Genomic DNA, 25,247 nt, shown 5'->3' with positions numbered 1-25,247 from the left:
ACTGCACCTTTGAAGAAAGTCTCTTAGCGAGCCTGGATGTTGGTAGCCTGTGGGCCCTTTGGACCAGCTTCCAGGGTGTACTCAACGGTCTGGCCCTCTTCGAGGCTACGGAAACCGAAGCTCTGGATTGCGCTGTAGTGTGCGAAGACGTCAGCCGATCCATCCGAAGGAGCGATGAAGCCGAAGCCCTTTTCAGCGTTGAACCATTTTACGGTGCCAGTGGCCATAGTGTTATTTCCTTATTTATTGATGGCCACGATGTGGCCTGGTTGCCGATCCGAAGTTTCGAATCGGAAAATTTAGGGGTTACCTCGCGCAGAGCTGCCGAGAACGATTCGCCTGCCGTCGATACAGAGCATCGAATACTGATTTTGCCGGTATCGGCCAAAAACGGGGGTCGCTGCACGTGCTTAGAACATCATCGGTTTCCAGGCTGCTAACGGGTAATGACCCCACGCTAACGGAGTAGAACAAGGAAGCCACAGAAAAGTGACGCACGGAGACGTCGAGATGTTTTATCTGCAGTGAAGAAGAGAAGATGAAGAATTCGTTTCGATAGGAGTTCATTCGATCTGAGGATCGATGAACCGATTTGCAAAGCACAGACGATTTGTTGGCTGTGCTACAAATCCTACTGCTAACAATTGCTGGCGGGGACTCACACCTGCAACCGTTGAGGTAACGAATAAAGCCTACCATTGATCGCCGGCCGGTGGGGCGTGACGTGTGATACGTGGGTAATCTGCCGAGGAAAATCACGCCATCGGAGTTCACGACTTGTCGATTGACTAGTACGTTAGCAAGATGTAATTCTCTGCAGAATTGATGAGCATTATTCTCGCGCCCATCGGGTGGCCGCAGCATGGCCCCCTGGAAATTAGTGCGCCAGGGGGCAGGGGCAGCAGCTACGGTTTCGCTGGCGCTGGGGCCTTAGCTAACCGACTGCCCAGCAGATCAGCATTGATGGCAGCTCCTGCGACCGTTCCAGATGCTGCCGCGGCCATGACCATCGCTCCCAGGTTACTGGCGTTTCCCGCGGCGTATACTCCGGGCAGAGCGGTAGCGCCCATTTCATTGACTTGGATGAAGGTGCCAAGCGGATTTTCGGCAAGCTGCCCGCCGAGCGACAGGTAAAGCGAGGCTTGCGCGTTCATCTGGCCTGCCACTACCAGTGCCTGCGCGTTGACCTTTCGGCCGTCTGCAAGGGTCACTGAATCCAGATTTCCCTGAGCATCGAAATCGATCGCTTGCACTGCTTGCTCGATGACCGGTATTTCCAAGGCGGCAAGTGTTGCGCGATTCTCGTCGTTCAATGCGGCCGGGGTGTGGTTGATGAAGGTGATGCTAGGGCTTAGCTGGCTGAACATCATCGCTTGATGGGTGCTCATGGGCCCGATACCGAGAACCAGGATTTCTTGGTCGCGGACTTCCCAGCCATGGCAGTAAGCGCAGTGGACCGCGGTATCGCCCCATGCGCGGGCCAGGCCTGGAATCGGAGGCAAGTCATCGACCAGACCCGTCGCCAGCACGATGCGGTCTGCGCTGAATGCTTGGCCGGACATCGTGACGCTGAAACCGGTCTCCATCGAACCGCCGAGCTGGTCGACTGCGCCTTCGATAATTTGCACTCCGTAGTTCATGGCCTCCTGCCGTCCGCGGGACAAGAAGTCAAGGGGATTGATGCCTTCGTTTCCCAGGATGTTATGCGCATGCTGCGCTGCAGCGTTTCGCGGCTTTCCTTCATCGATAACCAGCACAGTGCGCCGCGAACGGCCTAGCGCGATGGCGGCCGCGAGTCCCGCACTGCCGCCGCCGATGACGATTGCTTCGTAATGTTCCATGTCCCTCTCCTTGCTGCGTTCGGTGTACTGTCCACGGTATCGACGAATTGCGCGAAAGGGTGTACCGTTTTGCGCATGACGCAAGAAATCGATGTGGATCAGATTATCCGGCAACGCATCAGGACGCTTCGGCAGAATCTCGGATGGTCATTGGAATCATTGGCGAGCAAGGCATCCCTCAGCGTTTCCACGCTCAGCAGGATCGAAACAGGAAGCCGTCGTATTGCCCTTGACCAGCTGATACCCATAGCCAAGGCGCTGAACACCAGTTTGGACGAGCTCGCGTCAACCTCTGAGGCCGAGATCATTATCCGCCCGCAGCCGATTTCGATGCCGGGGGTCACCATGTGGAAGCTGTCCACCGATGACGCGGTGAACGGTGTCAATGTTTCGAAAATGCGCTTCGATCCTTCGCAGGCGCCCGCTCCCACCGAGCTGCGCATCCATCCGGGCAAGGAATGGTTCACAGTGCTCCTCGGCGAGATCCAGCTGAAGCTGGGGGATCGAACCTACCATGTGAAGGCAGGTCAATCCGCCCAGTTCGACACCATGACTCCTCATGCGATGTGGGCGGTCAATGGTGTTGCCGAGGTGCTCGGAATCATGGATCATGCCGGCCAGCGAGCCCATGAGCACGACACAGCCGGCTAGTTTAGTGAATTCAATTACTCTTGGATAGCCTGAGGGCAGAGTATTGAACACCGCGATGCCAGGAGGGCAACGATGACGCACCAGCTCAACGAAGAGCTAGAACAGACCCTAGCTGATGGCGATTTCTATTTTGAAGCTCTTGGCGATGGGCGCTATCGCTCGTCATGGCATTCCCAGGGTGCGTGGAATCCGCATGAGCAGCATATGGCTCCCGCCTCGGGAATCTTGGCTTATGCCTTGGAAAATTTCCAGCCACGCGCAGACATGCGCATCGCACGGATCAGCTACGAAATCCACGGTCTGATCCATGCCGGGGAATTCGAGATCTCAACGCGAATGGTCCGTCCCGGCCGGACGATCGAATTGATTGAGGCCGAGATGACTGCCAAGGGCCGCACCAGCATCGTTGCGCGCGCGTGGCGAGTCATCCAGAGCGACACCAGTGCTGTAGCAGGGATCGAAGACAAGGAAATCCCGGGTCCAGATGCCTGCTCGGTCCGGGACATCAGCGAGAAATGGCCTGGTGGCTACATCAAATCCATCGAGATGCGTGCCAATGATGAACTGCGCCCAGGTCGGGGCTTCGCATGGCTGCGTACTCCTTATGCGCTGGTCGACACGGGAGACGCTACTGCGTTATCCAGCCTGGTGGGAATGATCGACACGGCAAACGGCGTGGTGCCACGTGTGGATCCGGGTGAAGGGACCTGGATCTACCCGAACGTGGATCTCCAGATCCACATGTACCGCATGCCGGTAGGCGAGTGGCTGGGGCTGGATGTCCAGCAGAGCTTCGGCACCGACGGCATCGGACTGACCTCAACGGTTTTGCACGATGAAACTGGCCCTTTCGGCCGGGCCGAGCAGATCCTGACGGTCCGTTCGCGCTAGTTCGATGCGCCGGCTGAAAGCTTGGCCAGCAGCTTCTTGAGCTCTGGCTTGGACTTCAGCGTGAACTGCCGCTGGCGGTACTTTTCCCGGTCTGCGCTGTGGGCCTGGAAAAGTGCATAGCCGCGCTTGACCAGGAATAAGATCGGCTTCCGGCGCTGTGCCACGTCGCGAACGAATCTCCGAAGAGCGGTGACCAAGGCCGGTTCGTCGACATAGTACGCCTGGACATTGATGCCCTTGGCACGCAGCGGCTCAAGGATTTCGTAGAGGAAGATGCCTTCGGCGACGATCGGTCCTCCGGCGCACGTGATTTCGCGATGCCCGTTGTAGCTCGAGGTTGCGATTGAGTAGTTGGGGACCATGGTGGTACCGCGCTGGAGCAAATCATCGATTGCCTGCAGCGCGGCTTCTTGATTCCAGGTAGCCGAATCGTCCCAGTCGATTTCGCCGTAGCCGGTGCGGGGGAACTCAACAGGATTCCCGTCTTCACTGATCTGGCGGTAGAACTCGTCCAGCGGCAGATGAGGTTGGCCGAATTTCGACGCGAGATAGGACTTGCCGGATCCGGACGGCCCGGCAATCAGGATGACAGGGGTTGAAGAATTTGGCACGCCTTTTATTATGGCCCAGAAATGCCGGCCTTCGGCAACCAGCTGCTGTGACATCTACTCCACCTGAAGCGATTTGCTGAATTAGACTCAGTTCCATGAGTTTGTGGAATGCCCAGTCAGATGCGCCGTTATCCGTGGAAATCGAAGTTCCAAGCGGAGACCCGGCAGCTGACCTAGAACGCGGAGTGCAGTTGCTGCGCGATGTCCAGTCGGGCGAGAGGGGTTCTTTGCTACGGCTCTATCGTCCAGACCCGACTCTGGCCTTTGGCCAGCGTGATGTGCGTCTGGACGGGTATGAGGAGGCGCGGGAGGTGGCGCAGCAGCTCGGCTTTGCGCCATTGGTGCGCAAAGCCGGTGGCCGAGCCGCGGCATATCACCGGGGCACATTAATCGTTGACCACATTGAACCCGAAGCTGAGGCAGTGATGCGCCAGCAAAGCCGCTTCGAGGTATTTGCCCGCGTCTATGCCAACGCCTTCCAGCGCCTTGGCGTGAATGCGCAGGTCGGGCCAATCCCGGGGGAGTACTGCCCCGGCGATCATTCGGTACATGGTCTCCCTGACGGGAACTCGCCGCGCAACTATCCAGTGAAGCTGGTAGGAACGGCTCAGCGTGTGGTTTCCGGCGCATGGCTGTTCTCTTCAGTCTTTGTTGTCGAGGATTCTTCGTCCTTGCGCCAGGTCCTTGATGGGGTCTACCAGGCAATGGGTGTTCCGATGGATCCGACAACGGTAGGCGCAGCGAACGATTTGCTCGCCGGTCTCACCACTGAAGCATTTGTTTCCGCGTTGCTCGAGGAATACCGCGAGCACGCAACGCTGCACGGTGCATAGCGCAGCTTAAAAAAGCATCGGCACCTGCTAGGGGGTGCCGATGCCTGGTCTTGCGAGTGGAACTATGCGCCGACGCGCTCAACAACCTCGTCGATGCGCGGGTTGGTGGCTGCGGTTCCATCCGGGAAAATCAGAGTTGGGACGGTCTGGTTGCCGTTGTTGAACGACTCGACGATCTCCGCGGTGCCTTCAACTTCTTCGATATTCACCTCGGTGTAGGCGACACCCTTCTGGTCCATCAGGCGCTTGAGGTTGCGGCAGTAGCCGCACCAGCTGGTGGTGAACATGGTGACTCCGCCGGCAGCGGGAACGTACTGGTCAAGGTTCAATTCATTGCTCATAGTTGGTGTAACGGCACGCATGTTGCCTTTGTTCCCGGCTGGCCGGAAAAAGTTCGCTGAATTCTCGGACGCTGCTCGCTAGACTGGGGAGCAGATTTTCCTTGAGGCCGGACTAGGGGGCAAGCGATGTGCGGACGATATGTGATGGCCAAAGCTATCGGCGATCTGGTGGCGGAGGCCGAGGCCGAAGCTGACGACAACCTGGAATTGCGCCAGTCATGGAACGTTGCGCCAACCACCGATGTGCCGATTGTGCTCGAGCGGCTGATCGGCGATGATCTGCACCGCCAGGTCCATGTCGGCCGGTGGGGGCTGGTGCCAGGCTGGGCGAAGGAGCTTTCGGTCGGGGTGCGTGCCTTCAACGCGCGCAGCGAGACGGCCAGCACCAAGCCGACCTTCCGCTCAGCAGTGAAGAAGCGCCGAGCCGTCGTCCCGGTGGAAGGCTACTACGAGTGGAAGAAGGAGGGCAGCAAGAAACGCCCCTTCTACGTGCACCGCGAGGATGGAAAGCTGATCTTCTTCGCTGGCCTCTATGAATGGTGGAAGGACGAGGACGGATCCTGGATTCTTTCCACCTCGATCATGACCATGGACTCGCCTTCGGCTGAAGAACCAGGGGTGCTCGGCGAACTTGCCGGCCTGCACGACCGCTTGCCCATTCCGCTGGGCAAGGAGATGATGGGCCGTTGGATGAACCCTGCCGAGGAAGATGGCGAAGGGCTGATCGAGCAGATTCGTGCAGAAGCGTTCGATGTGGCCTCAGAATGGACCATGCATGAGGTCGACACCGCTGTCGGCAATGTGCGCAACAACTCTCCGGAGCTGATCGAGGCGCACAGCAACTCGCTGTTCTAGCGCTGGTGCCGGGCGGCGTGCTGCACCATCCAGGCGCCGTTGGCCATGGCGAATACTGCCAGCCCCAGTCCCATCAGCCGCCGCGCGGCAACGCCCGCCGGGGACGTGGCCAGCGAGGACAGCTGTGCGTGCGTCAGCGGCTCATAGGCGAACCAGTCCAAAGGCACCGGTTGCAGCGTATCCCAGATCTTCAACCCGGTCCCTGCCAGGAACAAGGCCAAGGCGAGCGCGGCCAGGATCCAGGGCACGACTCTGAGAGGGCGCACCGCCAGAATGCGGCGCATCAGGAAGATCCCTGCTGCCAAGCAGAGAGTGACGACGCCGAAGAACAGCAGCGCTCCTCCGGCAAGAAGCACAGGGCTCGGCGACTGCGAGATCGTTCCTGCGGCCGAATGGAAACTATCTGCGGCAGCGGCCACCGGTTGGCGGCCGTCGTGCCAGATCAAAACGAGGCCGCAGAGCAGGGCGGCAAGGCCGCCATAGCCTGCCGTTCTCTGGATCCGCAAATGCGTTTCAGGCATGGATTCATTATTCCATCGATGGTGCGGGAAGCAAGGATGGCGGCAGCAGCCGGCCCGCAGGCCGGCTGCTGCCGCCATTTGGTGGAATCGCTGTCGCGGGTCAGTGCCCGCGCTTGATCCATTCATCCAGGTTCGGCGCTTCGGCACCGATGGAAGTGGCATCGCCGTGACCGGTATTGACCACCGTTTCGGCTGGCAGCACCAGCAGCTTGGTGCGGATCGATTCAATGATCGTCTCGAAGCTGGAGTAGCTGCGCCCGGTAGCACCCGGTCCGCCGTTGAACAGGGTGTCGCCGCTGAACAGCACGCCGAGGTCTTCCGCATAGAAGCAGGTTGAACCTGGCGAGTGCCCCGGGGTGTGCAGCGCGGTCAGCGAGGTGCCGGCGATGGTGAATGAATCGCCTTCGCTGATTTCCGCGTCCACGTCGCGCTCCGGGTAGACAGCTTCCCAGAGCATGCGGTCTTCCGGGTTCAAGAACAACGGTGCATCAACGGCGTCGGCGAATTCGCCGGCAGCGCGGATGTGGTCGTCGTGCCCGTGGGTCAGCAGCACGGCCATGACTTCGCGCTCGCCCACGGCTTCGCGGATCTTGGCAACATCGTGTGCCGGGTCGATCACCATGACCTCGGAATCATCGCCGATGATCCAGACGTTGTTATCGACATCCCAGGTGCCGCCATCCAGCGAGAAAGTGCCGGAGGTGACGACGTTCTCGATGCGGGCAGCCATTAGAGCTCCACCACCGAACGCAGCACGGTGCCTTCATGCATCTTCTTGAACGCCTCTTCGATTTCATCGATCTTGATGCGTTCCGTGACGAAGGAGTCCAGATCCAGCCGGCCGAGCTTGTACTGCTCGACAAGCATCGGGAAGTCGTGGCTTGGCAGGCAGTCGCCGTACCACGAGCTCTTCAGCGAGCCGCCTCGGCCGAAGACGTCCAGCAGCGGCAGCTCGAGCTTCATCTCCGGGGTCGGGACGCCCACCAGCACCACGCGGCCTGCAAGATCGCGGGCGTAGAAGGCCTGCTTGTAGGTTTCCGGACGGCCTACAGCATCGATCACCACATCGGCGCCGAAGCCGCCGGTCAGTTCCTGGATGGCTTCCACGGCGTCGACCTTGGCGGAATCCACGGTGTGGGTGGCGCCGAAGGTCTTCGCGGTTTCCAGCTTGTCAGGGTTGACGTCCACCGCGATGATGGTGGTCGCGCCGGCCAGCTGCGCGCCGGCGATGGCGGCGGCGCCGACGCCGCCGCAACCGATCACGGCAACCGACTCGCCGCGCTTGATTTCGCCGGTGTTGATCGCCGCGCCGATGCCGGCCATGATGCCGCAGCCCAGCAGGCCCACGGCGGCCGGATCCGCTTCTTCATCCACGATGGTGCACTGGCCGGAGTGGACCAGGGTCTTCTCGGCGAAGGAGCCGATACCCAGGGCAGCCGACAGCTCGGTGCCGTCCTCGAGGGTCATCTTCTGGGTGGCATTGAACGTGTTGAAGCAGTACTTCGGCTCGCCCTTGGCACAAGCGCGGCACTGGCCGCAGACTGCGCGCCAGTTCAGGATCACGCGGTCGCCGACCTTCACGTTAGTGACGTTCTCGCCGATCTGGCTGACGACTGCGGTCGATTCGTGGCCCAGCAGGTAGGGGTACTCGTCGCCGATGCCGCCGAGCTTGTAGTGCAGGTCGGTATGGCAGACACCGGTGGTGAGCACGTCGACGACTACTTCTCCGGGACCCGGGTCCGGAACGATGATGTCGACGACCTCTACCGGCGCATCCTTGGCGCGGGAAACAACGGCTTTTACCTTATGAGGCATGGGATTTAGCTCCTGGAACGATTGACTGTTGCTGTCTCGATGCTATCGGTGTCCCCGGCGCTTATGGAACATTCGTGACACAATGACGGAGGCTGTTTCGCCCAGAGCCAATTTGCCCAGGTGCACCACGGGTTTCCCGGAACGTATGTGACGGTGCAAGGGCTGCGCCTCGGGCTCAGGCTCCGCTGAGCAGGAGGACGGCACCGAGGGCGGAAACCAGTGCCCGCGCCGAATTGGCCTTGATCCACTGTGGTGCATAGCGCTCCCAAGCCAGCGACCTGCTGCTCCAGCCGCCGATTGAGTGGAACGTTGGCTCCGAGGGTGAGCGGGGCACCGTTCCCATCGGGCTACCTCGCCAAATTGCGCCTGGCCTTGGCCCATGATGCGCTGCTTGCCTGCGATGTCGGATGTTCCTCGCCCTTTGCGTTTATCGCGGCCTTTCGCAGGGCCTATTCAGCCAGCTCGTCGGCGCTGCGAGCCGCTGCGCTCGGCTAACCCAAACTGTCGGTCGCGCTGACTAGTGTAACTGTCATTCGAACACGTGTTCGAATAGAATGGTTCTACTAGGTAAGGAGTGCGCACGTGGGGATGTTCACCGAGTCGATCGAGGTGGCTCGCGCAGCGAATGGGATGCCGTTGCGCGTGAGCTGGCAGGGGCAGGACTACCGCTTGGTGGCTGAACCGCAGCGCTGGTTCGAGCGCCGCAAATGGTGGGATGAGAACCTGCGGATTCCCCGCGGAGCCGGTGCGGGGATTGCCGACTATGAGATGTGGCGCCTGCAGCTGGTCGCCGTGCGCGGATCCAGCCAAGTGCACAGCGTCGATGTGAGTTTTGATGCGCAAACTGAGCGGTGGCGCCTGGTGCGCGTGCATGACTCGCTGGCCCGCAGCGCCTGATGTCCCGGCAGGGGAACATATTTTCGAAGGACCTCCATGAGCTTCACCCATCTGAACGTCAGTTCTTCATACAGCGCCCATTACGGCGTCTCGCACCCAAAGCAGCTGGCCCAGGCGGCCAAGGCGCAGGGGGCGCAGATGCTTGCGTTGACTGACCGGGACGGGCTGTACGGGACGGTCAAGCATGTGGCAGCCTGCATGGCAGAAGGCCTGCATCCGATTCTCGGGGTGAACCTTGCGGTGCTTGATAGCCACGGGGAAGCCCAAGGGCGGATTGTCCTGCTGGCCCGTGGGCGCTGCAATGGCGCCGGGTATGCGGCGCTGTGCCGGGCCATTACCCTCGCGCATGGCACTTCGCATGGTGTTCCGGGCCTGGAAGCCGGGCAGTTGGCGCATCTGGGCGCCGACGGAAATCTGATGATCCTGCTCGGCGGGGAATCGGATGTGGCCCGCGCAATCCTCAAGGGAAACTATGCCCACGCCCGGGCGCTGCTTGCCAGCTGGAAGAAGCGGCTGGGAAAGATGCTGCGCGTGGAGATCACCACGCACCTTTCCAGTCCCGGATCGCGCTACAGCCTCGGCGAAGCAGGCCGCTTGCTGCGCTACGCCCACGAGCGGGAGATCAAGGCAGTCCTCAGCAACGCTGTACGCTACGTGGATCCCGACGGCGCGGTCACCGCAGACATCCTGGACTCGGCGCGCGCCCTGCACAGCCTGAAGAACCTGGACTACTGCCAGCCCAACGGCCAAGGGTGGCTGAAAACCCCGCAAGAGATGCGCCAGCTGGCCAAGGAAATCGGTTATGCCACCGAAAGAAGCTGGGCGCACCAGCTGCTGCGGGAAACCGAAGCGCTTGCCGAATGGGCTGCGGCCGACCCGGTGGCCGATCTCGGATGGAAGAAACCGGTCATCCCCGAGGCCAAGGTCCTCGGCTTGGATCGCCCGGCCATGCAAGAGCTCACCAGCCGCGTCTACGGTGCGGTGCCAGGGCTCTTGGGCGATGCGGACCCGAACCTGGTTGAAGAGTGCCTGGCCCGGGAACTCGGGGTGATCGACCGGCTGGACTTCGCCGGGTATTTCCTGACCGTCGCCGAAACCGTCAAGCTGATCACCGGCATGGGAATCCGCGTTGCGGCCCGCGGCTCCGGTGCCTCCTCGCTGGTGAACTACCTGCTGGGCATCAGCCAGGTGAACCCGCTAACCCACGACCTGGTGTTCGAACGCTTCCTCTCCGATACCCGCACCACCTTGCCGGACATCGACATCGATGTGGAATCCGCACGCCGCCACGAGATCTACCGCAAGATCTTCGCCAACTTCGGCGAAGAGCGCGTGAGCCTGATGAGCATGCAGAACGCCTACCGTGCCCGCGGCGCGGTCCGCGATGCAGGAGCCGCCCTCGGGGTGGAGCAGGAGCAGGTAGACGAGATCGCCAAGCAGCTCTGGCGCTTCTCCGCGTCCTCTTTCCGCGAAGCGCTCACCGAGAAGCCGGAACTGGCGGCATTGGCCGAACGCATTACCGATGACACCCAGCTCGATATCCTCATCGACGCCACCGAACGCCTGGACCGGCTGCCGCGCCATATCTCCATGCACCCCTGCGGAGTGATCCTCTCCGACGCGAGCCTGCTGGACCGCACCCCGGTCCAGCCGTCGGGCATCGGGCTGCAGATGAGCCAGTTCGACAAGCACGACATGGACCTGATGGGGTTGATCAAGCTCGACGTGCTCGGGGTGCGCATGCAATCAGCCATCGCCTACACCCTGGAAGAGATCGCCCGCATGCACCCGGACAAGCAGTCGGTCGCGCGCGCCGGAGGACATGTGGATGACAGCTATATCTCCGCTGCCGGAGCGATCGACCTGTCCCGGGTACCGCTGGATGACGAACCCACATTCGAATTGATCCGCTCAACCCATACCCTGGGCTGCTTCCAGATCGAATCCCCGGGCCAGCGCGAGCTGATCGGCAAGCTCGCCCCGCGCGAATTCAACGACCTGATCATCGACATCTCGCTGTTCCGCCCTGGCCCCATGCAATCGAATATGGTCAAGCCCTACCTGGAGCACCGCCACGGCTTCGCCCCGGCCCAATACCTGCACCCGGACCTGATTCCAGCGCTCGCCGAAACCCATGGGGTCACCGTCTTCCATGAACAGGTGCTGCGCATCCTGGATGTGATGACCGGTTGCGGGCTGGGCATGGCCGATGTCTACCGCCGGCTGCTGGGGAATCCGGACAAGGAACCAGCCGTAGAACGCTATGTGCGCACCGAAGCAACCAAGCGCGGCTACAGCCAGGAGACGATCGACAAGGTCTGGGAAGTCCTCTCCGGCTTCGGGTCCTTCGGCTTCTGCAAAGCCCACGGGGCGGCCTTCGCCGTGCCCACCTACCACTCGGCCTGGCTCAAGGCCCACCACCCCGAAGCCTTCCTTGCCGGCATCTGGGAACATGACCCGGGCATGTACCCCAAGCGGCTGCTGGTCTCCGAAGCCCGGCGCATGGGCATCCCCATCCTGCCGCTGGACATCAACCGCTCCACCGGGCACTACCGGGTCGAACGGGTGTTCGAATCCGCTCCAGCGAAGCTCCCGGTGGTGCCACGCGCGCCCAGCTCGCTGCGCCCTGGACGCTACGGGGTCCGCCTGGCCTTCCGCGACATCCACCAGATGAGCGAACGCGAAGTCGAACGCCTGGTCGCCGGCCAACCCTATGAGCACCTTGCAGATGTCCGCGCCCGCGCGGGGCTCTCGCGCCGCACCTACCAGAACCTTGCGGCCCTCGGCGTCTTCGACTCCCTGCTCGCCGGGACCTCGCGTGCCGACACCATCGCCCACACGCAATCCATGGCCCACAGCTCCCTTCCGGCCAAATACCGGCCCGGCCCCGGACAGCTGGCGCTTGACCTTGGGAAAATCGAACACATCAAGGCCACCGGAACCGAGCTGGAACCTGCCGAAGTGGTGCGTACCGAACTGGACCTGATGCACCTGGATGCCAGCGAGCACCTGATCTCTTCCTACCGGCAACGCCTGGCGCACCTGCCTATTACCCAAGCGGCCGAGCTGCTGCAGTTGCGCAACGGAACCGAGGTCCTCGTCGCCGGAGTGCGCGTGGCCACCCAGACCCCGCCCATGCGCGGAGGCAAGCGCGTGGTCTTCATTTCCGTGGACGACGGGACAGGCTGCATCGATGCGACCTTCTTCGACGACACCCAGCAACGCACCGGGCCGTTGCTTTTCTCTACCCGCATGCTGCTCATCCATGGCGTCACCCGGCGCACCGGACCACGTGGCATCTCGCTGCAGGCGCTGAACGCCTGGGACTTGCATCAGTCCGAAACCTTGCCCGCTGCGGGGTACCTTGAAGAGCAGGGCCGCCCGCAAATCAGTTACCGGCCAAAGCTCGGCGAAGGTGCTCGCAGCATCGAAAGCGTCGGCGAGCTGGCCAAGCGGATGGAAGCCGAAGGGCTGGACCAGAGAGGGGCATGATGCGCTGGTTCGCTGACAGGGTTTTGCCCAGCATGTACATTGGCTCCAAAGGAACAAGTACTTGACGCGAGGGGCAAAGGAACGTGAAGGCACAGGATGAACAATTCTTTCTCAAGTGCGTTCAGGCAAACCCCGTCAACCAGCAAATCCTCCACCTCGCCCCGCAGCTACGTGTTTCGGACTGGTGGCTCACTGCAGGCGCACTATTCCAAACGGTATGGAACGTGCTTGAGGGCAAGGAGCCGCAAAACGGAATTCGCGACTACGACCTCTTCTACTTCGATGAAGACACGTCCTATGAGGCAGAAGACGCAGTCATACGCCGGGCCAAGGAACTCTTCAAAGGCATCGACGCAGAAATCGAAGTCCGCAATGAAGCACGCGTCCACATGTGGTACGAAGAGCACTTCGGGGTGCCAGCCATTCCCTTCACCAGCTCCACGGATGCCATCGATCATTTTGCGGCGAAGACCTGCTGCTTTGCGGTCACCCGTGATGCGCACGGGCAAATAGCCATCTACGCCCCGCATGGATTTGCAGATCTATTCGCCCGGAAGATCGTTCCGAACCCAGTGCTTGCCCCGCGGGAAGTCTACGAAGCCAAGATCAAAAGGTGGTTATCCCAGTGGCCCTCGCTGAGCGCTGACCCCTGGCCCGAGTCGAAAGCATCGACGAACATCACCGAAGGCTGAAAACCTCACACCGAAGACACGTGCCCGTCCGCGTCGATCACGAAGGACGGATTGTGCACGAAATCCCAGCGGAACCCGTCCGGGTCGGCCACGCAGGCACTCTTGCCGCCCCAAGGCTGAACCGTCGGTTCGGTGACCGACGTTGCTCCAGCATCAAGCGCTCGCCGGTAGAACCGTTCGACTTCCTCATCGGTGTGCACGTTATGTCCAAGGGAAACAGGGGGAGCCTTCTCGCCGTGCCCGATATCGCCATACTCGCTGGGCATCTGCGCAATATCCCACAAGGCCAGCATCAAAGAATGCCCGGCACGTACAAAGGCAATCTCCGGGTGGGCTGGCTGCACCAGCTCGAAACCCAGTCCCTCGGTATAGAACCTGGTTGAAGCGCCGACATCACGCACGCCGAGGGTGATCGCGCTGATGGTCGGCGGGGCCGACTTGTTCATGTAACCAGCCTAGGGTGCCCTGATCTCGAATGATAGGCCTGGGAGCAGTCGGAGAATGATTCTCAAGCCGTAAGGCTCTGTATGCTGGCAATTGCCGAACCGCCCGGGCCGCAAGCCGACACTGGCTACAGATGGATCCACTGCTCATTGCGCGGTGATGACAGGTCGCGCTCACGCTGGGCGCGGAGTTCCAGGTCGACGCGGCTCGGCAGGTGATGGTTGCGCTGTACGCTGCTGGGAGTGCGGCGCAAGCCAAGCCGCCGGGACGAAACGGATGAGCTTGATGCTGGATAGTTTTTCATGCTCGGTTCTCCTTGAACCTGCGTCGGCTCGTCTTCTGCAGAAACCAAACCTGCAGATTCCTTCGCCTCCACTTCGATCTGAGAATTTGCGCTCGCCGGTTCGCTGGACCACTGATCCGGGTGCGGGATGCCGCGCACGTGCCGTGAGCACCAGGCGGCGATAGCTGCAACAATCACCAGTGAGCCGAAGAACAGCAATGTCGGTCCCATGCCCAGCCATTGCAGGCCGAGCCCGGTGAGGAACGGCGCCAGCGGCAGAGCCGACAGGGCCATGAACAAGATCAGGGAATTGGCTCGTCCTGCCATTTCCCGCGGGACTACTGCCATGAAGTAGCCTCCGACCGACGCGTTCAACGCAGGAACGCTCAGGTAGGCCACCAGCAGCATGGCACCCAGCCAGAGCAGATTCGTGTTGAAGCCCATTAGCAGCATCGCTCCGCCCAGAACGCTCAAGCAGCTGCAGGCCAGCACGCCCGTCCGGAATTTCTCGATCAAGCGTCCGGCGAACAGCGAACCGGCGAACATGCCCAGGCCCATGAATGTGGATACCAGGCCGATTACCCATGGGGTTTCGCTGCGTTGCTGCAACCCATAGATCAACGTCGTGTTCAGTCCGTTGGTTCCGATATTGACGACGGTGATCAGGATGAGCAGGCTGCGCAGCTGCGGCCTGGCGAAGCACCATCGCATGCCCGCCGCGATGCCGGGCGAGACCGGACGGCTGCCGGCCGGGGAGTGCTCCATGGGCTTTGACATGGCTTCGGCTGCGCGCAATGGTCCGCGCAGCGCGAACCCCGAAGCGGCGGCGAGCAGCTGCAGGAAACTGACAGCCAACAGGGCAAACCCTGCTCCGAATCCGAGCAAGAGCCCGCCCAGCGGAGCCGCGCCCAGCATGAGCACCGAATCGCGTCCCTGATTTGCCGCCATGGCTCGTCCCAACTGCTTGGGATGGACCACGTCCTTGAGTACGGCATTCGTGACGGCACCGAAATAGCCTGAACGCAGTTCCATGAGCACGTGGGCCACACAGAGCGCTGTGACGCTCAGCGAACCGCTCATGCTGGCCACCGCCAACGCCAAGCTGAGCGTCGCACCGCAAATCCCTCCGGTGAGCATCATGCGTGCCCTGTCGGAACGGTCAGCCACGGAGCCGCCAAGCAGCGTCAAGCTGGCCCGCGCGGCCAGTCCCAGGGCGGCCAGCGTACCGGCCTGCACCGTCGAACCGGCCAGTCCCAGCAGGATCAGCGGCAGCACGAAAGAGTAGATGCCGCCAGCCAGCAAGGCCGTGGTGTCGGCGACCCACCAGATGCGGTAGCTGCGCTGGTAATGCAATGCCGGCAGCAGATGTGCGCCGGCAGCGGTCGCCTGCGGCTGAATCAGGGGAGTCTGGTCCGTGGTCATGCATCAACCATAGACTCGCAAATAAACTTGCGCAATAGAATTTGCGCAACTTAATTTGGGCAATTGCTATGCTGATCCCATGACCCAAGCACAGTCGAATGTCACGTTCACCACGCCAATGCTCAAGGCCATGGCCAACCCGTTGCGTAGGCAGATCTTCGATGCATTGGCCGCGATGGGCACCGGGCGTGCCTCGGATATCGGCGAACTGCTGGGTCTGGCTCCGAACAAGGTCAGCTTCCACCTGCGCGAGCTGGCCAAGGCCGAGATGATCGAGGAGGCTCCCGAGCTGGCGCGCGACAAGCGCGACCGCGTCTGGCGTCCGGCGGCTACCGGCTACACCACGGGCCAGCCCGCGGACCGCACCGGGGATGGTTCTGCCACCGCCATGAACGCCTACCTCGGGCAGGTCATGCACGACGAGCAGCGGCGTTTGGAAGCCGCCTTGGCCCACGCCCAGCGCTGGTACGGCGCCAGCGGTTCCAGGCCGGACCTGGCGCAGCTGAGCACCAGCAACCTGATGCTCACCGAAGATGAACGCCAGGAGCTGCAACGCCGTTTGGATGCGGTGATCCCCGCCTTCCGCAAGGACCAGCAGAGCGGGAAGATCGCCAGTTCGCAACCTGCCTCTCAGCGCAAGCTATGGCACTACTCCGGGCTGCTATCAGCCGACGAGCTGTTGAACGGGTCACACTCAGGCGAACAATCGGCATAAAACCCGAAGTGAACCGGTTGCGCGAGGCAATGCTGAACTAAACTGGATTCTGGCTGGCTGTGGCCAAGGTATGCCACAAGCTATGAAGCCATCACAGATTGAAAGGTAGAACCCGATCTCATGAGCGAGCAGCTGACTCTCACCATTGACGGCGAGCAGGTACAGGTGGACGCGGGAACGACCGGTCTGCAGCATTTCGCCAATGACAAGGACGTGGTTGTCATGCACGTCGATGGCGTACTGCGCGACCTGGCCCGCGAACTGGAAGCCGGAACCACTGTCACCCGCGTAACCATCAACGATCCAGAAGGATTGGAGGTGCTGCGCCACTCGACCGCCCACGTGATGGCCCAGGCCGTGCAGCAGCTGCGCCCGGATTCCAAGCTGGGCATCGGCCCGTACATCACCGATGGTTTCTACTTCGACTTCGATGTCGAAGAACCGTTCACCCCGGAAGACCTCAAGCAGCTGGAAAAGATGATGCAGAAGATCATCAACCAGAACCAGCTCTTCGTCCGCCGCGAAGTATCCCCGGCGGAAGCCAAGGCCGAAATGGCCAACGAGCCCTACAAGTGCGAGCTGCTGGCCAAGGCCGACTCCGCAGACACCTCCGGCGAAGGCGTGACCGTCGAGGTCGCCGCCGGCGAGACCACCATCTACGACAACGTCGACCGCAAGTCCGGCGACACCGTCTGGAAGGACCTGTGCCGCGGCCCGCACCTGCCGAACACCAAGCTGATCAAGAACGCGTTCGCACTGACCCGCTCGGCCGCCGCCTACTGGCTGGGCAGCGAGAAGAACAAGCAGCTGCAGCGCATCTACGGCACCGCCTGGCCAACCAAGGAAGACCTGAAGGCCTACCAGGAGCGACTGGCCGAGGCCGAGCGCCGCGACCACCGCAAGCTCGGCGCCGAGCTGGACTTGTTCTCCTTCCCGGACGAGCTGGGCTCGGGCCTGCCGGTGTTCCACCCCAAGGGCGGCATCATCAAGCGCGAGATGGAAGACTACGTGCGCGACCGCCACGTCGAGGAGGGCTTCCAGTACGTGGGCACCCCGCACATCTCCAAGGACGGGCTGTTCCACACCTCGGGCCACCTGCCGTACTACGCGGACACCATGTTCCCGGCACTGCACATCGACGAGGAGCGCGACGAGGACGGCAACATCACCAGGCAGGGCCAGGAATACCGGCTGAAGGCGATGAACTGCCCGATGCACAACCTGATCTTCCGCGGCCGCGGACGCAGCTACCGCGAACTGCCGCTGCGCCTGTTCGAGTTCGGCCACGTCTACCGCTACGAGAAGTCCGGCGTGGTGCACGGCCTGACCCGTGTGCGCGGTTTCGCACAAGATGACTCGCACTCCTACGTCACCAAGGAGCAGGCCCCAGCCGAGGTCGAGCACCTGCTGAACTTCATGCTCTCGCTGCTCAAGGACTTCGGCATGGACGACTTCTACCTGGAGCTGTCCACCCGCGATCCGGAGTCGGACAAGTTCATCGGCACCGACGAGCAGTGGGCGGAAGCCACCGCGGTGCTTGAGCGCGTGGCCACCGAATCCGGCGTCGAGCTGGTGGCCGACCCAGGTGGTGCAGCATTCTACGGGCCGAAGATCTCGGTCCAGGCCAAGGACGCCATCGGCCGCACCTGGCAGATGGGCACCGTGCAGTACGACTTCAACCAGCCGGCACGCTTCGGCCTGGAGTACCAGGCAGCCGACGGAACCCGCCAGGAACCGGTGATGATCCACGCCGCGAAGTTCGGCTCCATCGAGCGTTTCCTTGGCGTGCTCACCGAGCACTACGCCGGCGCCTTCCCGGCATGGCTCTCGCCGGTGCAGGTGCGCGCGATCCCGGTGGCCGAGGCCTTCAACGGCTACCTCGAAGAGGTTGTCGCCAAGCTCAAGGCCCAGGGCGTCCGCGTGGAACTGGATGACTCGTCGGACCGCTTCCCGAAGAAGATCCGCAACGCGTCCAAGGACAAGATTCCATTCGTGCTCATCGCCGGCGGCGAAGATGCTGATGCGAACGCCGTGTCCTTCCGCTTCCGCGACGGCAGCCAGGACAACCAGGTGCCTGTCGATGACGCGGTAGCCCGCATCGTTGAAGCCATCAAGAGCCGCGACAACAACAACTAGTTCGGACAGGGAGTCCATTGAGCATGCAGGAACACGCAGACCAGTCCGTCACCGACGACTTCGAACTCGCCGGAGTGCCGGATTCGTTCCAGCGCCTGTGGACTCCCTACCGGATGGCCTATATCAAGGGCGGGCAGGACCAGGTCAAGGATGAGGCCAGCTGCCCATTCTGCGCAGGTCCCGGCCGTACCGACGAGGAGGCGTTGATTGTCCACCGTGGCAAAACCTGCTATGTGATCCTGAACCTGTTCCCGTACAACCCGGGCCACCTGCTGGTCTGCCCGTATCGCCACGTGCCGAACTACACCGACATCACGGTCGAGGAGACGGCGGAAATGGCGGCGCTGGCGCAGCAGTCCATGCGTGTGCTGCGCAAGGTGTCCAATCCTGCCGGCTTCAACCTGGGCATGAACCAGGGTGAAGCCGGGGGAGCAGGTATCGCCGCCCACCTTCACCAGCACATCGTGCCCCGGTGGAACGGCGACGGGAACTTCTTCCCGATCATCGCGCAGACCAAGGCGATCCCGCAGACCCTCTCCGAGGTTCGCAGCGCCATTGCCGAGGCATGGGACAGCGAAACACCGAGCTAGGCATTAGCGGGCACGTACAACGCGCTGCGCATCAAAGGAGAAATCCTGCGGTGCGCAGCGCGTTTTTCGTTGCGCACAACCGCTGGTTGTCCTGCCCCGTCATTGACCGGCCGCAACCTCTTGCCCGCGGCGAGGTACCGGTGCCAGCTCCCAATGCGCCGCAGATCCATGCGTGCTGGCTGCGGGGAGCTTGGGTTTCTGGCCAGCAGTGCTCATCCTGCTCGGGATCCAACTGCTGCTGAACGGGTGCCTGCCGCGCTGGGGCCCTGCGATTACCTGGGCAGTGTACGGATTGTCGATGCTGGCCGCCATGTTCGGTGCCCTGTTCTCGCTGCCACCTGAAGCCATCAAGGCCACGCCTTTCGGCGCAATTGCCAGAGTCCCGGCGGAGGACTTCACCTGGGGCGCGCCAGTCGTGCTACTGGTGGCCGCACCCGCCACAGGGTTGCTGGGGATGCTGCGCTTCACTCAGCGCGATATCGCCGTTTAGTAGTCCGCGCATATCAACGGCTGCATGGAACGCGAGGCCGAATCCGGGTACTGGATGCCATTGAGTAGACATGTCATCCCGCGACGACGGGCCGCGTAACATTGCCGCCAAAAGCGGTTCTGGCTACTAGAAACGCGCAAAGGGAATTGTTACGCTACAACCAGCATCGAGCTGACTTGTCTCCTAGTCTCTGAATGTGACGCAACACAGGGGGTAATAAACTAGGTCGATCCTACGATAAGTGGGTACTAACTAGTCACCGCCGCCTTGGAAGACGCATTCGCTCCAGGCCGGAGGGGCATCTCGCAGTGTCGAAAGGAACCATTCCTCCATGTCTACGAACAATCAGAACTCCGTCGTCGGTTCGGACCGCGTCAAGCGCGGCATGGCCGAAATGCTCAAGGGCGGCGTCATCATGGACGTGGTCACCCCGGAGCAGGCACGTATCGCAGAAGACGCCGGAGCCGTGGCAGTCATGGCCCTCGAACGCGTCCCGGCAGATATCCGTGCCCAGGGCGGCGTCTCGCGCATGAGCGACCCTGACATGATCGACGGGATCATCAACGAAGTCTCGATTCCCGTGATGGCCAAGGCCCGCATCGGCCACTTCGTCGAGGCGCAGATCCTGCAGTCCCTGGGTGTCGACTACATCGACGAGTCCGAGGTGCTTTCGCCAGCGGACTACGAGAACCACATCGACAAGCAGCCGTTCACCGTGCCGTTCGTCTGCGGTGCCACCAACCTGGGCGAGGCACTGCGCCGCATCAACGAAGGCGCTGCGATGATCCGCTCCAAGGGCGAGGCGGGCACCGGCGACGTCTCCAACGCCACCGGACACATGCGCAAGATCCGTGCAGAGATCGCGAAGCTCTCCGCCCTGCCAGAGGATGAGCTGTACGTCGCCGCCAAGGAACTACAGGCTCCATACGAACTGGTCAAGGAAGTTGCAGCCAACGGCAAGCTTCCGGTCGTGCTGTTCACCGCGGGCGGCATCGCCACCCCGGCCGACGCCGCGATGATGATGCAGCTGGGCGCCGACGGCGTGTTCGTCGGCTCGGGTATCTTCAAGTCCGGCAACCCGGTGCAGCGCGCCGAAGCCATCGTGAAGGCCACCACCTTCTTCGACAACCCGGATGAGCTGGCCAAGATCTCCCGCGGCTTGGGCGAGGCCATGGTCGGCATCAACGTAGCCGATGTCCCAGTGCCTCACCGCCTGGCTGAGCGCGGCTGGTAATCACTCACGCATTAGCATTGAGGCCCACGCCACCGAGATTCTGGTGGCGTGGGTCTCTGTCTTTAGTGGCCGAATGATGGCTATTGCCGTGATTCAAAGTCTGCCTGCGAAGCCTTGCCGTTGGATGCCGCCGGGCGTAGGTTGGTGGAACCCGGAATTCGCGCTGACCCCAAGAAGATGACATGTGCCGCTGGCTTGCCTATCTCGGCTCCCCGATCGACATCGCCGATATCCTGGTGCGCCCCACGCATTCGCTGATAGACCAGAGCCTGCACGCCCGGCAGCTCTACCTGCCCCAGGAAGAGCTGGCCTCCGGCTTCGCGGACCATGCCTTCCCGACCAACGGCGACGGGTTCGGCATGGCCTGGGACAGCCAGAATCTGCGGCACTTGGCGGCGCAGATCGCGTCAGGATGCATCCTGGCGCATGTGCGCGCGGCGCCGGGCGGGACCATCGCCGAGCAGAACTGCCACCCTTTCGTCGATGAGAGATGGATGTTCCAGCACAACGGGACAGTCCCGGAATTCGCAATACTCAAGCGCGAACTGACCTTCGAAGTGGATCCGGCGCGCTACCCGATGATTCTGGGCAACGCCGATACCGAGGTCTGCTTCTACCTCGCCCTGTCCTACGGCCTGGACCGGGACCCGGTGGCGGACCTGTCGCGGATGGTGGCCCGGGTGGAGCGGGCCCGCGCCGAGCACGGTATCGAAGCCCCATTCCGCGCTACGATGTGCGCCTCGGACGGGCAGCAGCTCGTGGTGCTGCGCTGGGCCAGCCCAGAGGTGTCGGGCGCGATGGCGCCCTCGCTCTACTATGCGGCAGGACCTGCCATGCTGCTCACCCGAGACGGCCGCGAGGACCAACTGCCGCAGGACGCGCAACTGGTCGTTTCCGAGCCGCTGGAACTGCATTGGAGCAGCCAGACCTGGCACGAGGTTCCTTCGGGTACCATCGGGGTGCTGCGTACCGGCCAGACGCCGGCCTTTGCGCCTGTGGATCTGCACCTGTAGCGCTCCGGACATGGCACACTAGGGAGCATGGGCAAGATAATTTTCGACGCAGCAGTCACTCTCAACGGCTATCTGGCAGATGAGGACCACAGCCTGCAGTGGCTCTTCGATGTGCCAGGGGCCCACAAACCCGACCCGGACCTGCTACCCAAAAATGTCGGCGTGCATGTCGAAGGCGCGAATACCTACATGTGGCTGATTGAGAACGAAGGGTTCATCGAGAACCCGCAGAAATGGCAAGAATACTATCGGGGGATCACCACGTATGTTTTCACCTCGCGGGACCTGCCAATTCCCGAGGGCGCTGATGTCCGCCTAGTCAATGGCTCGGTCGAAGAATATTTGCCTGAAATCCGGGGGACGGCGGGGGAGAAGAACATTTGGGTCCTCGGCGGAGGCGAGCTGCTGGGACAGTTCCTGGACATCGACGCACTTGATTCCTTGGCGTTGACTGTTGCTCCAGCAGCGCTGCCTGCAGGCGCCGCCTTGCTACCGCGCAATATCGGCAGTGATCGGCTGGAACTGGCCGAAGCACGGAAAGCCGGGCCGTTTGCCCGCCTCGTCTACCGAGTCCTCCCAACCACGTGAACAAGTTCTAGAGGACTCGACCGGCCACCGGAATCCCCGGGGCCGGTCGAGTTCCTGCCGTCCTAGCTGTTCGTTATTGGTTCCACGAGCGCAAGACCATGTGGCGTCCACGCCCAAGAAGCTTGAGCCCGTTCGCGCTGAAGAAGTCGGCACTGGACGGCGTGGCCGCGGCAAGCAGCTCCTGCGGCACTTCGTCGTCTGGTGGCGACAACGGATTGATCATGGAACGCGACAGGCCGTGCAGCAAGGCGGTGCCAATGCCATGGCGGCGATGTTCCTTGCCTACCGCCAAGGCATGCACCATCAGCTGCCCGTTCAGGCCCTGCTGCGCAAAGCCCCGGCCGACAATCTCTCCTTCGTCGGTGCGGGCCAAGGCATGCTCGACGCGACGCAGAGCAGGGTGACCGCTGGAAAGCTGGGTGCTGGTTTCGCGCCACAGGTTCGTCACGTTCAGTTCGGCGGCATCAGCACCCGTGGCCTCAGGGACGTTATTGCCCAAGCGGATCTTGCCGTTCCAGCGATCCATTGGAATGGCCAACGGGCCTGCATGCCAGGACACTTGGGCGTTGTCGGAGAATCCTGCTGCTTTCAACTCATCTGCGTGGGCTCCTGAGTTGACCCAGGCTTCCACGCGCCGGGCGCCGAGCCGGTGGCCTTCGGCCAGCGCAGGTCGCAGGCCCGCCTGCTCCGGATGCTCAGGGAACAACAGGATCAGGCGCTTGCGGACCGGCTGCCAAGCCCAGGAGCATCCGTGGGTGGTAAAGATCTTGCCGCCGGTGGCTACTGCAAGTGCCTGATGCCAGTGGCTTAGCGCTTCCTGTGCGGAGGCAATAGTGGTCATTATTCTGCGTTCACCAATCCTCGACGGCGCAGCAACGGTTCAACCACTGCGGTGCGGCCGCGGAATAATTCGTAGGACTCAAGGGGATCGCGCGTATTGCCGCGCGACAGCAGTTCCTCGCGGAACCGATTACCATTTTCGCGCATTAAGCCCCCTTTTTCCTCGAACCACTGCACAGTGTCGGCATCGAGCACCTCACTCCAGATGTAGGAGTAGTAGCCAGCGGAGTACCCATTGGCGAAAATGTGCTGGAAATAACCGGTGCGGTAACGGGGCGGAATCATTTCGGTATCGAAGCCGGCTTGCTGAAGCACGTCTTGTTCAAACTGCAGAGGATCGGCGATAACTGTCCCGGCGTTGATGGTATGCCAGGCCCAGTCGAGCACGCTGGCGGCCAGGTACTCGGTGGTTGCGAAGCCCTGGCCCCACAGTGAAGCGGCACGGATCTTCTCGATCAGCGCATCACCCAGTGCTTTGCCGCTCTGGTGGTGGACGGCATAACCGGTGACAACATCCTCGTGGAGCATCCACATCTCGTTGACCTGCGATGGGAACTCCACGAAGTCGCGGGGGACCGAGGTGCCGGCAAGCGACGCGTACTTTCCGCTGGAGAACATGCCGTGCAGCGCATGGCCGAACTCGTGGAATAGCGTATTCGCCTCATCCATGGACAGCAGGATTGGATCACCTGGCGCAGGCGGGGTGATGTTCAAGGTGTTGGTGACGATCGGTCGTTCTTCCAGGAATGAAGCGGCATCGCGCAGGCTGGTCATCCACGCGCCGCCCTTCTTCGTGTCCCGGGCCAGATAGTCTCCGGTGTAGAGCGCCAAAGGCTTGCCATCGGCGTCGAAGACTTCGAAGACCCGGACGTCCGGGTGGTAGGCAGGCAGGTCGAACCGTTCCTGGAAGGTGATGCCGAACAGCTTGGTAGCCGTCGCGAAGACCCCATCGATGAGCACCCGGTCCAGCTCGAAGTAGTTGCGCAGTGCCTCGGAATCCACCGAATACTGATCACGCAAGACCTGGTTGGAGAAATACTTCCAATCCCACGCGTTGATTTCAGCACCGGCAATCTTGCCCAGTACTTCAGCTTCTTTGCGCGCGTTTGCGGTGGCCACTTGGGTCAGTTCTGCCAGGCGCTCTTCCACCGCCGCGGTAGAGGGAGCGGTGGCTTGGGCAAGCACGGTTTCAGCATGATTGGCGAATCCGAGCAGCGCGGAGCGTTCGGCGCGAAGCTGAGCCATTTCGGCGGCAACGTGAATTGTCGCATTCTCCCCGGTGCCACGACTAATTGATGCGTTGAACACCTTGCGGCGGGATTCACTTGAGGCCAGCGACTCCAAAACCGGTTGCTGAGTTGGCGAAACCAACGTCAGAAGGTAGCCCGACGCGTGGCCTACTTGCTTCGCCGCCTGTGCTGCTGACTCGATGGCTGGACCAGACAGGCCGTCGAGTTCTGCAGCATTCTCGAAGTGCACCGCATGGGCGTTCTGATTCTTCAGCACGAGGTCAGCGAACTGCGTTGAAAGTTCGGCCAGCTTCGCGTTCAGTACCTTCAGGCGATCCTTTTCGGCTTCGCCCAAACCTGCACCGGCCAACTGGAAATTCTTCAACGTTTGATTCGCTAAGCGGGCGTCTTCACCCCGGAGTTCCGCGCAATCCAAGGTTTGTAAACGGGAATACAAGGTTTGGCTTAGGTAGATCTCATCTTCTTGTTCGGACCAGATCGATGAAATCTCAGACTGGATCGCCCGCAGATCTTCCGTGCCATGGGCAGAAATCACCGAGAAGTAGGTCATGAGCGCACGGCGCAGGGTCTGCCCGCTGGCTTCCAAAGCGAGGAAGGTGTTCTCGAAAGTCGGCTCCTGCGTATCGTCAATAATGCGCTGCAGCTCTTCGCGTTGCTCGGCTGCCCCGAGACGAACTGCCTCCACGTAATGCTCTGCAGTGAGCTGGTCGAAGGCTGGCCACTGATAGGGCCTGGTACTGGGAGTCAGAAGAGGGTTTTGCATAGGCCTAGGTTTTCATGGAAAAAGTGATTCAGCTTGCAT

25 protein-coding genes are annotated in these 25,247 nt (G+C 61.7%); 14 read left to right on the top strand and 11 right to left on the bottom strand.

The genetic code is table 11. From position 1 onward, the window contains the following. Positions 1-23 precede the first annotated feature (23 nt). Entirely contained in the window at positions 24-227 is a 204-nt protein-coding gene (locus ATK23_RS05810; RefSeq protein ID WP_013349123.1) for a cold-shock protein, read from the bottom strand. Positions 228-905: 678 nt separating this feature from the next. Further along, a complete protein-coding gene (locus ATK23_RS05805) occupies positions 906-1,841 on the bottom strand; it encodes an NAD(P)/FAD-dependent oxidoreductase (protein ID WP_066138523.1) in 936 nt (311 codons plus the stop codon). A gap of 75 nt (positions 1,842-1,916) precedes the next feature. On the opposite strand from ATK23_RS05805, the gene ATK23_RS05800 reads away from it, so the two are divergent. Next, positions 1,917-2,492 (top strand): helix-turn-helix domain-containing protein, encoded by a 576-nt coding sequence (locus ATK23_RS05800; RefSeq protein ID WP_066138522.1) that lies wholly within the window; start codon positions 1,917-1,919, stop codon positions 2,490-2,492. Between the two features lie 72 nt (positions 2,493-2,564). Then, complete coding sequence (locus tag ATK23_RS05795; RefSeq protein ID WP_038991223.1) at positions 2,565-3,383, top strand: thioesterase family protein; 819 nt, start codon at positions 2,565-2,567, stop codon at positions 3,381-3,383. Here ATK23_RS05795 and ATK23_RS05790 read toward each other — a convergent pair. After that, positions 3,380-3,994 carry a uridine kinase family protein gene (locus ATK23_RS05790; protein ID WP_066139013.1) on the bottom strand — a complete coding sequence of 205 codons (615 nt, stop codon included), beginning with the start codon at positions 3,992-3,994 and terminating at the stop codon, positions 3,380-3,382. The genes ATK23_RS05795 and ATK23_RS05790 overlap by 4 nt on opposite strands. A 95-nt stretch (positions 3,995-4,089) precedes the next feature. Here ATK23_RS05790 and ATK23_RS05785 point away from each other — a divergent pair, with 95 nt between their 5' ends. After that, the gene (locus ATK23_RS05785) at positions 4,090-4,827 is read left to right on the top strand and encodes a lipoate--protein ligase family protein (RefSeq protein WP_066138521.1); all 738 of its coding nucleotides are present in this window, start codon (positions 4,090-4,092) and stop codon (positions 4,825-4,827) included. Positions 4,828-4,889: 62 nt separating this feature from the next. Here the strand turns inward: ATK23_RS05785 and ATK23_RS05780 are convergent, their stop codons facing one another. After that, complete coding sequence (locus tag ATK23_RS05780; RefSeq protein ID WP_038991221.1) at positions 4,890-5,168, bottom strand: mycoredoxin; 279 nt, start codon at positions 5,166-5,168, stop codon at positions 4,890-4,892. Between the two features lie 126 nt (positions 5,169-5,294). Here ATK23_RS05780 and ATK23_RS05775 point away from each other — a divergent pair, with 126 nt between their 5' ends. Next, positions 5,295-6,023 carry an SOS response-associated peptidase gene (locus ATK23_RS05775; protein ID WP_066138520.1) on the top strand — a complete coding sequence of 243 codons (729 nt, stop codon included), beginning with the start codon at positions 5,295-5,297 and terminating at the stop codon, positions 6,021-6,023. Here the strand turns inward: ATK23_RS05775 and ATK23_RS05770 are convergent. From ATK23_RS05770 to ATK23_RS05760, 3 genes are all read right to left on the bottom strand, one after another. Beyond that, positions 6,020-6,544 carry a hypothetical protein gene (locus ATK23_RS05770; protein WP_066138519.1) on the bottom strand — a complete coding sequence of 175 codons (525 nt, stop codon included), beginning with the start codon at positions 6,542-6,544 and terminating at the stop codon, positions 6,020-6,022. The genes ATK23_RS05775 and ATK23_RS05770 overlap by 4 nt on opposite strands. Positions 6,545-6,644: 100 nt before the next feature. Beyond that, positions 6,645-7,274: an MBL fold metallo-hydrolase gene (locus ATK23_RS05765; RefSeq protein ID WP_038991218.1), complete on the bottom strand. Its 630-nt coding sequence runs from the start codon at positions 7,272-7,274 to the stop codon at positions 6,645-6,647. Beyond that, positions 7,274-8,359: an S-(hydroxymethyl)mycothiol dehydrogenase gene (locus ATK23_RS05760; RefSeq protein WP_038991217.1), complete on the bottom strand. Its 1,086-nt coding sequence runs from the start codon at positions 8,357-8,359 to the stop codon at positions 7,274-7,276. Before ATK23_RS05760 ends, ATK23_RS05765 begins: the two co-directional genes overlap by 1 nt. 588 nt (positions 8,360-8,947) lie before the next feature. On the opposite strand from ATK23_RS05760, the gene ATK23_RS05755 reads away from it, so the two are divergent. The 3 genes from ATK23_RS05755 (at position 8,948) to ATK23_RS05745 (ending at position 13,440) form a co-directional block, all read left to right on the top strand. Next, positions 8,948-9,256, top strand: coding sequence for a DUF6504 family protein (locus ATK23_RS05755; RefSeq protein WP_245858489.1), 309 nt, complete (start codon positions 8,948-8,950; stop codon positions 9,254-9,256). Positions 9,257-9,292: 36 nt separating this feature from the next. After that, positions 9,293-12,748 (top strand): DNA polymerase III subunit alpha, encoded by a 3,456-nt coding sequence (locus ATK23_RS05750; protein WP_066138517.1) that lies wholly within the window; start codon positions 9,293-9,295, stop codon positions 12,746-12,748. Positions 12,749-12,831: 83 nt separating this feature from the next. Beyond that, positions 12,832-13,440, top strand: a complete 609-nt coding sequence (locus tag ATK23_RS05745) for a nucleotidyltransferase family protein (protein ID WP_066138516.1) — start codon at positions 12,832-12,834, stop codon at positions 13,438-13,440. A gap of 5 nt (positions 13,441-13,445) precedes the next feature. Here ATK23_RS05745 and ATK23_RS05740 read toward each other — a convergent pair whose 3' ends face one another. Together ATK23_RS05740 and ATK23_RS05735 are read right to left on the bottom strand one after the other, a co-directional pair. Further along, complete coding sequence (locus tag ATK23_RS05740) at positions 13,446-13,886, bottom strand: VOC family protein (protein WP_066138515.1); 441 nt, start codon at positions 13,884-13,886, stop codon at positions 13,446-13,448. A 125-nt stretch (positions 13,887-14,011) separates the two neighbouring features. Further along, a complete protein-coding gene (locus tag ATK23_RS05735) occupies positions 14,012-15,589 on the bottom strand; it encodes an MFS transporter (RefSeq protein WP_066138514.1) in 1,578 nt (525 codons plus the stop codon). Between the two features lie 79 nt (positions 15,590-15,668). Between ATK23_RS05735 and ATK23_RS05730 the strand changes: the two genes are divergently transcribed. The 7 genes from ATK23_RS05730 (at position 15,669) to ATK23_RS05700 (ending at position 22,355) form a co-directional block, all read left to right on the top strand. Further along, positions 15,669-16,304, top strand: a complete 636-nt coding sequence (locus ATK23_RS05730; protein WP_066138513.1) for a winged helix-turn-helix domain-containing protein — start codon at positions 15,669-15,671, stop codon at positions 16,302-16,304. A 120-nt stretch (positions 16,305-16,424) separates the two neighbouring features. Then, complete coding sequence (thrS, locus tag ATK23_RS05725) at positions 16,425-18,440, top strand: threonine--tRNA ligase (protein ID WP_066138512.1); 2,016 nt, start codon at positions 16,425-16,427, stop codon at positions 18,438-18,440. Positions 18,441-18,463: 23 nt separating this feature from the next. Then, the gene (locus tag ATK23_RS05720; RefSeq protein ID WP_066138511.1) at positions 18,464-19,030 is read left to right on the top strand and encodes an HIT family protein; all 567 of its coding nucleotides are present in this window, start codon (positions 18,464-18,466) and stop codon (positions 19,028-19,030) included. Positions 19,031-19,220: 190 nt separating this feature from the next. After that, positions 19,221-19,520, top strand: a complete 300-nt coding sequence (locus ATK23_RS05715; RefSeq protein ID WP_157066322.1) for an efflux permease Rv1217c-related protein — start codon at positions 19,221-19,223, stop codon at positions 19,518-19,520. Between the two features lie 331 nt (positions 19,521-19,851). Further along, positions 19,852-20,754 (top strand): pyridoxal 5'-phosphate synthase lyase subunit PdxS, encoded by a 903-nt coding sequence (gene pdxS / locus ATK23_RS05710; RefSeq protein ID WP_066138509.1) that lies wholly within the window; start codon positions 19,852-19,854, stop codon positions 20,752-20,754. 182 nt (positions 20,755-20,936) lie between these two features. Further along, positions 20,937-21,767, top strand: a complete 831-nt coding sequence (locus ATK23_RS05705) for a class II glutamine amidotransferase (protein WP_066138508.1) — start codon at positions 20,937-20,939, stop codon at positions 21,765-21,767. A 27-nt stretch (positions 21,768-21,794) separates the two neighbouring features. Continuing rightward, positions 21,795-22,355 (top strand): dihydrofolate reductase family protein, encoded by a 561-nt coding sequence (locus ATK23_RS05700; protein WP_066138507.1) that lies wholly within the window; start codon positions 21,795-21,797, stop codon positions 22,353-22,355. Positions 22,356-22,428: 73 nt separating this feature from the next. Here the strand turns inward: ATK23_RS05700 and ATK23_RS05695 are convergent, their stop codons facing one another. Then, positions 22,429-23,196: a GNAT family N-acetyltransferase gene (locus ATK23_RS05695; RefSeq protein ID WP_038991188.1), complete on the bottom strand. Its 768-nt coding sequence runs from the start codon at positions 23,194-23,196 to the stop codon at positions 22,429-22,431. Beyond that, positions 23,196-25,208, bottom strand: a complete 2,013-nt coding sequence (locus tag ATK23_RS05690) for a M3 family metallopeptidase (protein WP_066138506.1) — start codon at positions 25,206-25,208, stop codon at positions 23,196-23,198. Before ATK23_RS05690 ends, ATK23_RS05695 begins: the two co-directional genes overlap by 1 nt. Between the last annotated feature and the right edge of the window lie 39 nt (positions 25,209-25,247).

This window comes from Glutamicibacter nicotianae (genome assembly GCF_002797775.1).
GTDB classification, from domain to species: Bacteria; Actinomycetota; Actinomycetes; order Actinomycetales; family Micrococcaceae; genus Glutamicibacter; species Glutamicibacter nicotianae.
Note: the sequence above shows the minus strand (reverse complement) of the source record. Positions and strands in the feature narration are given on the sequence as shown.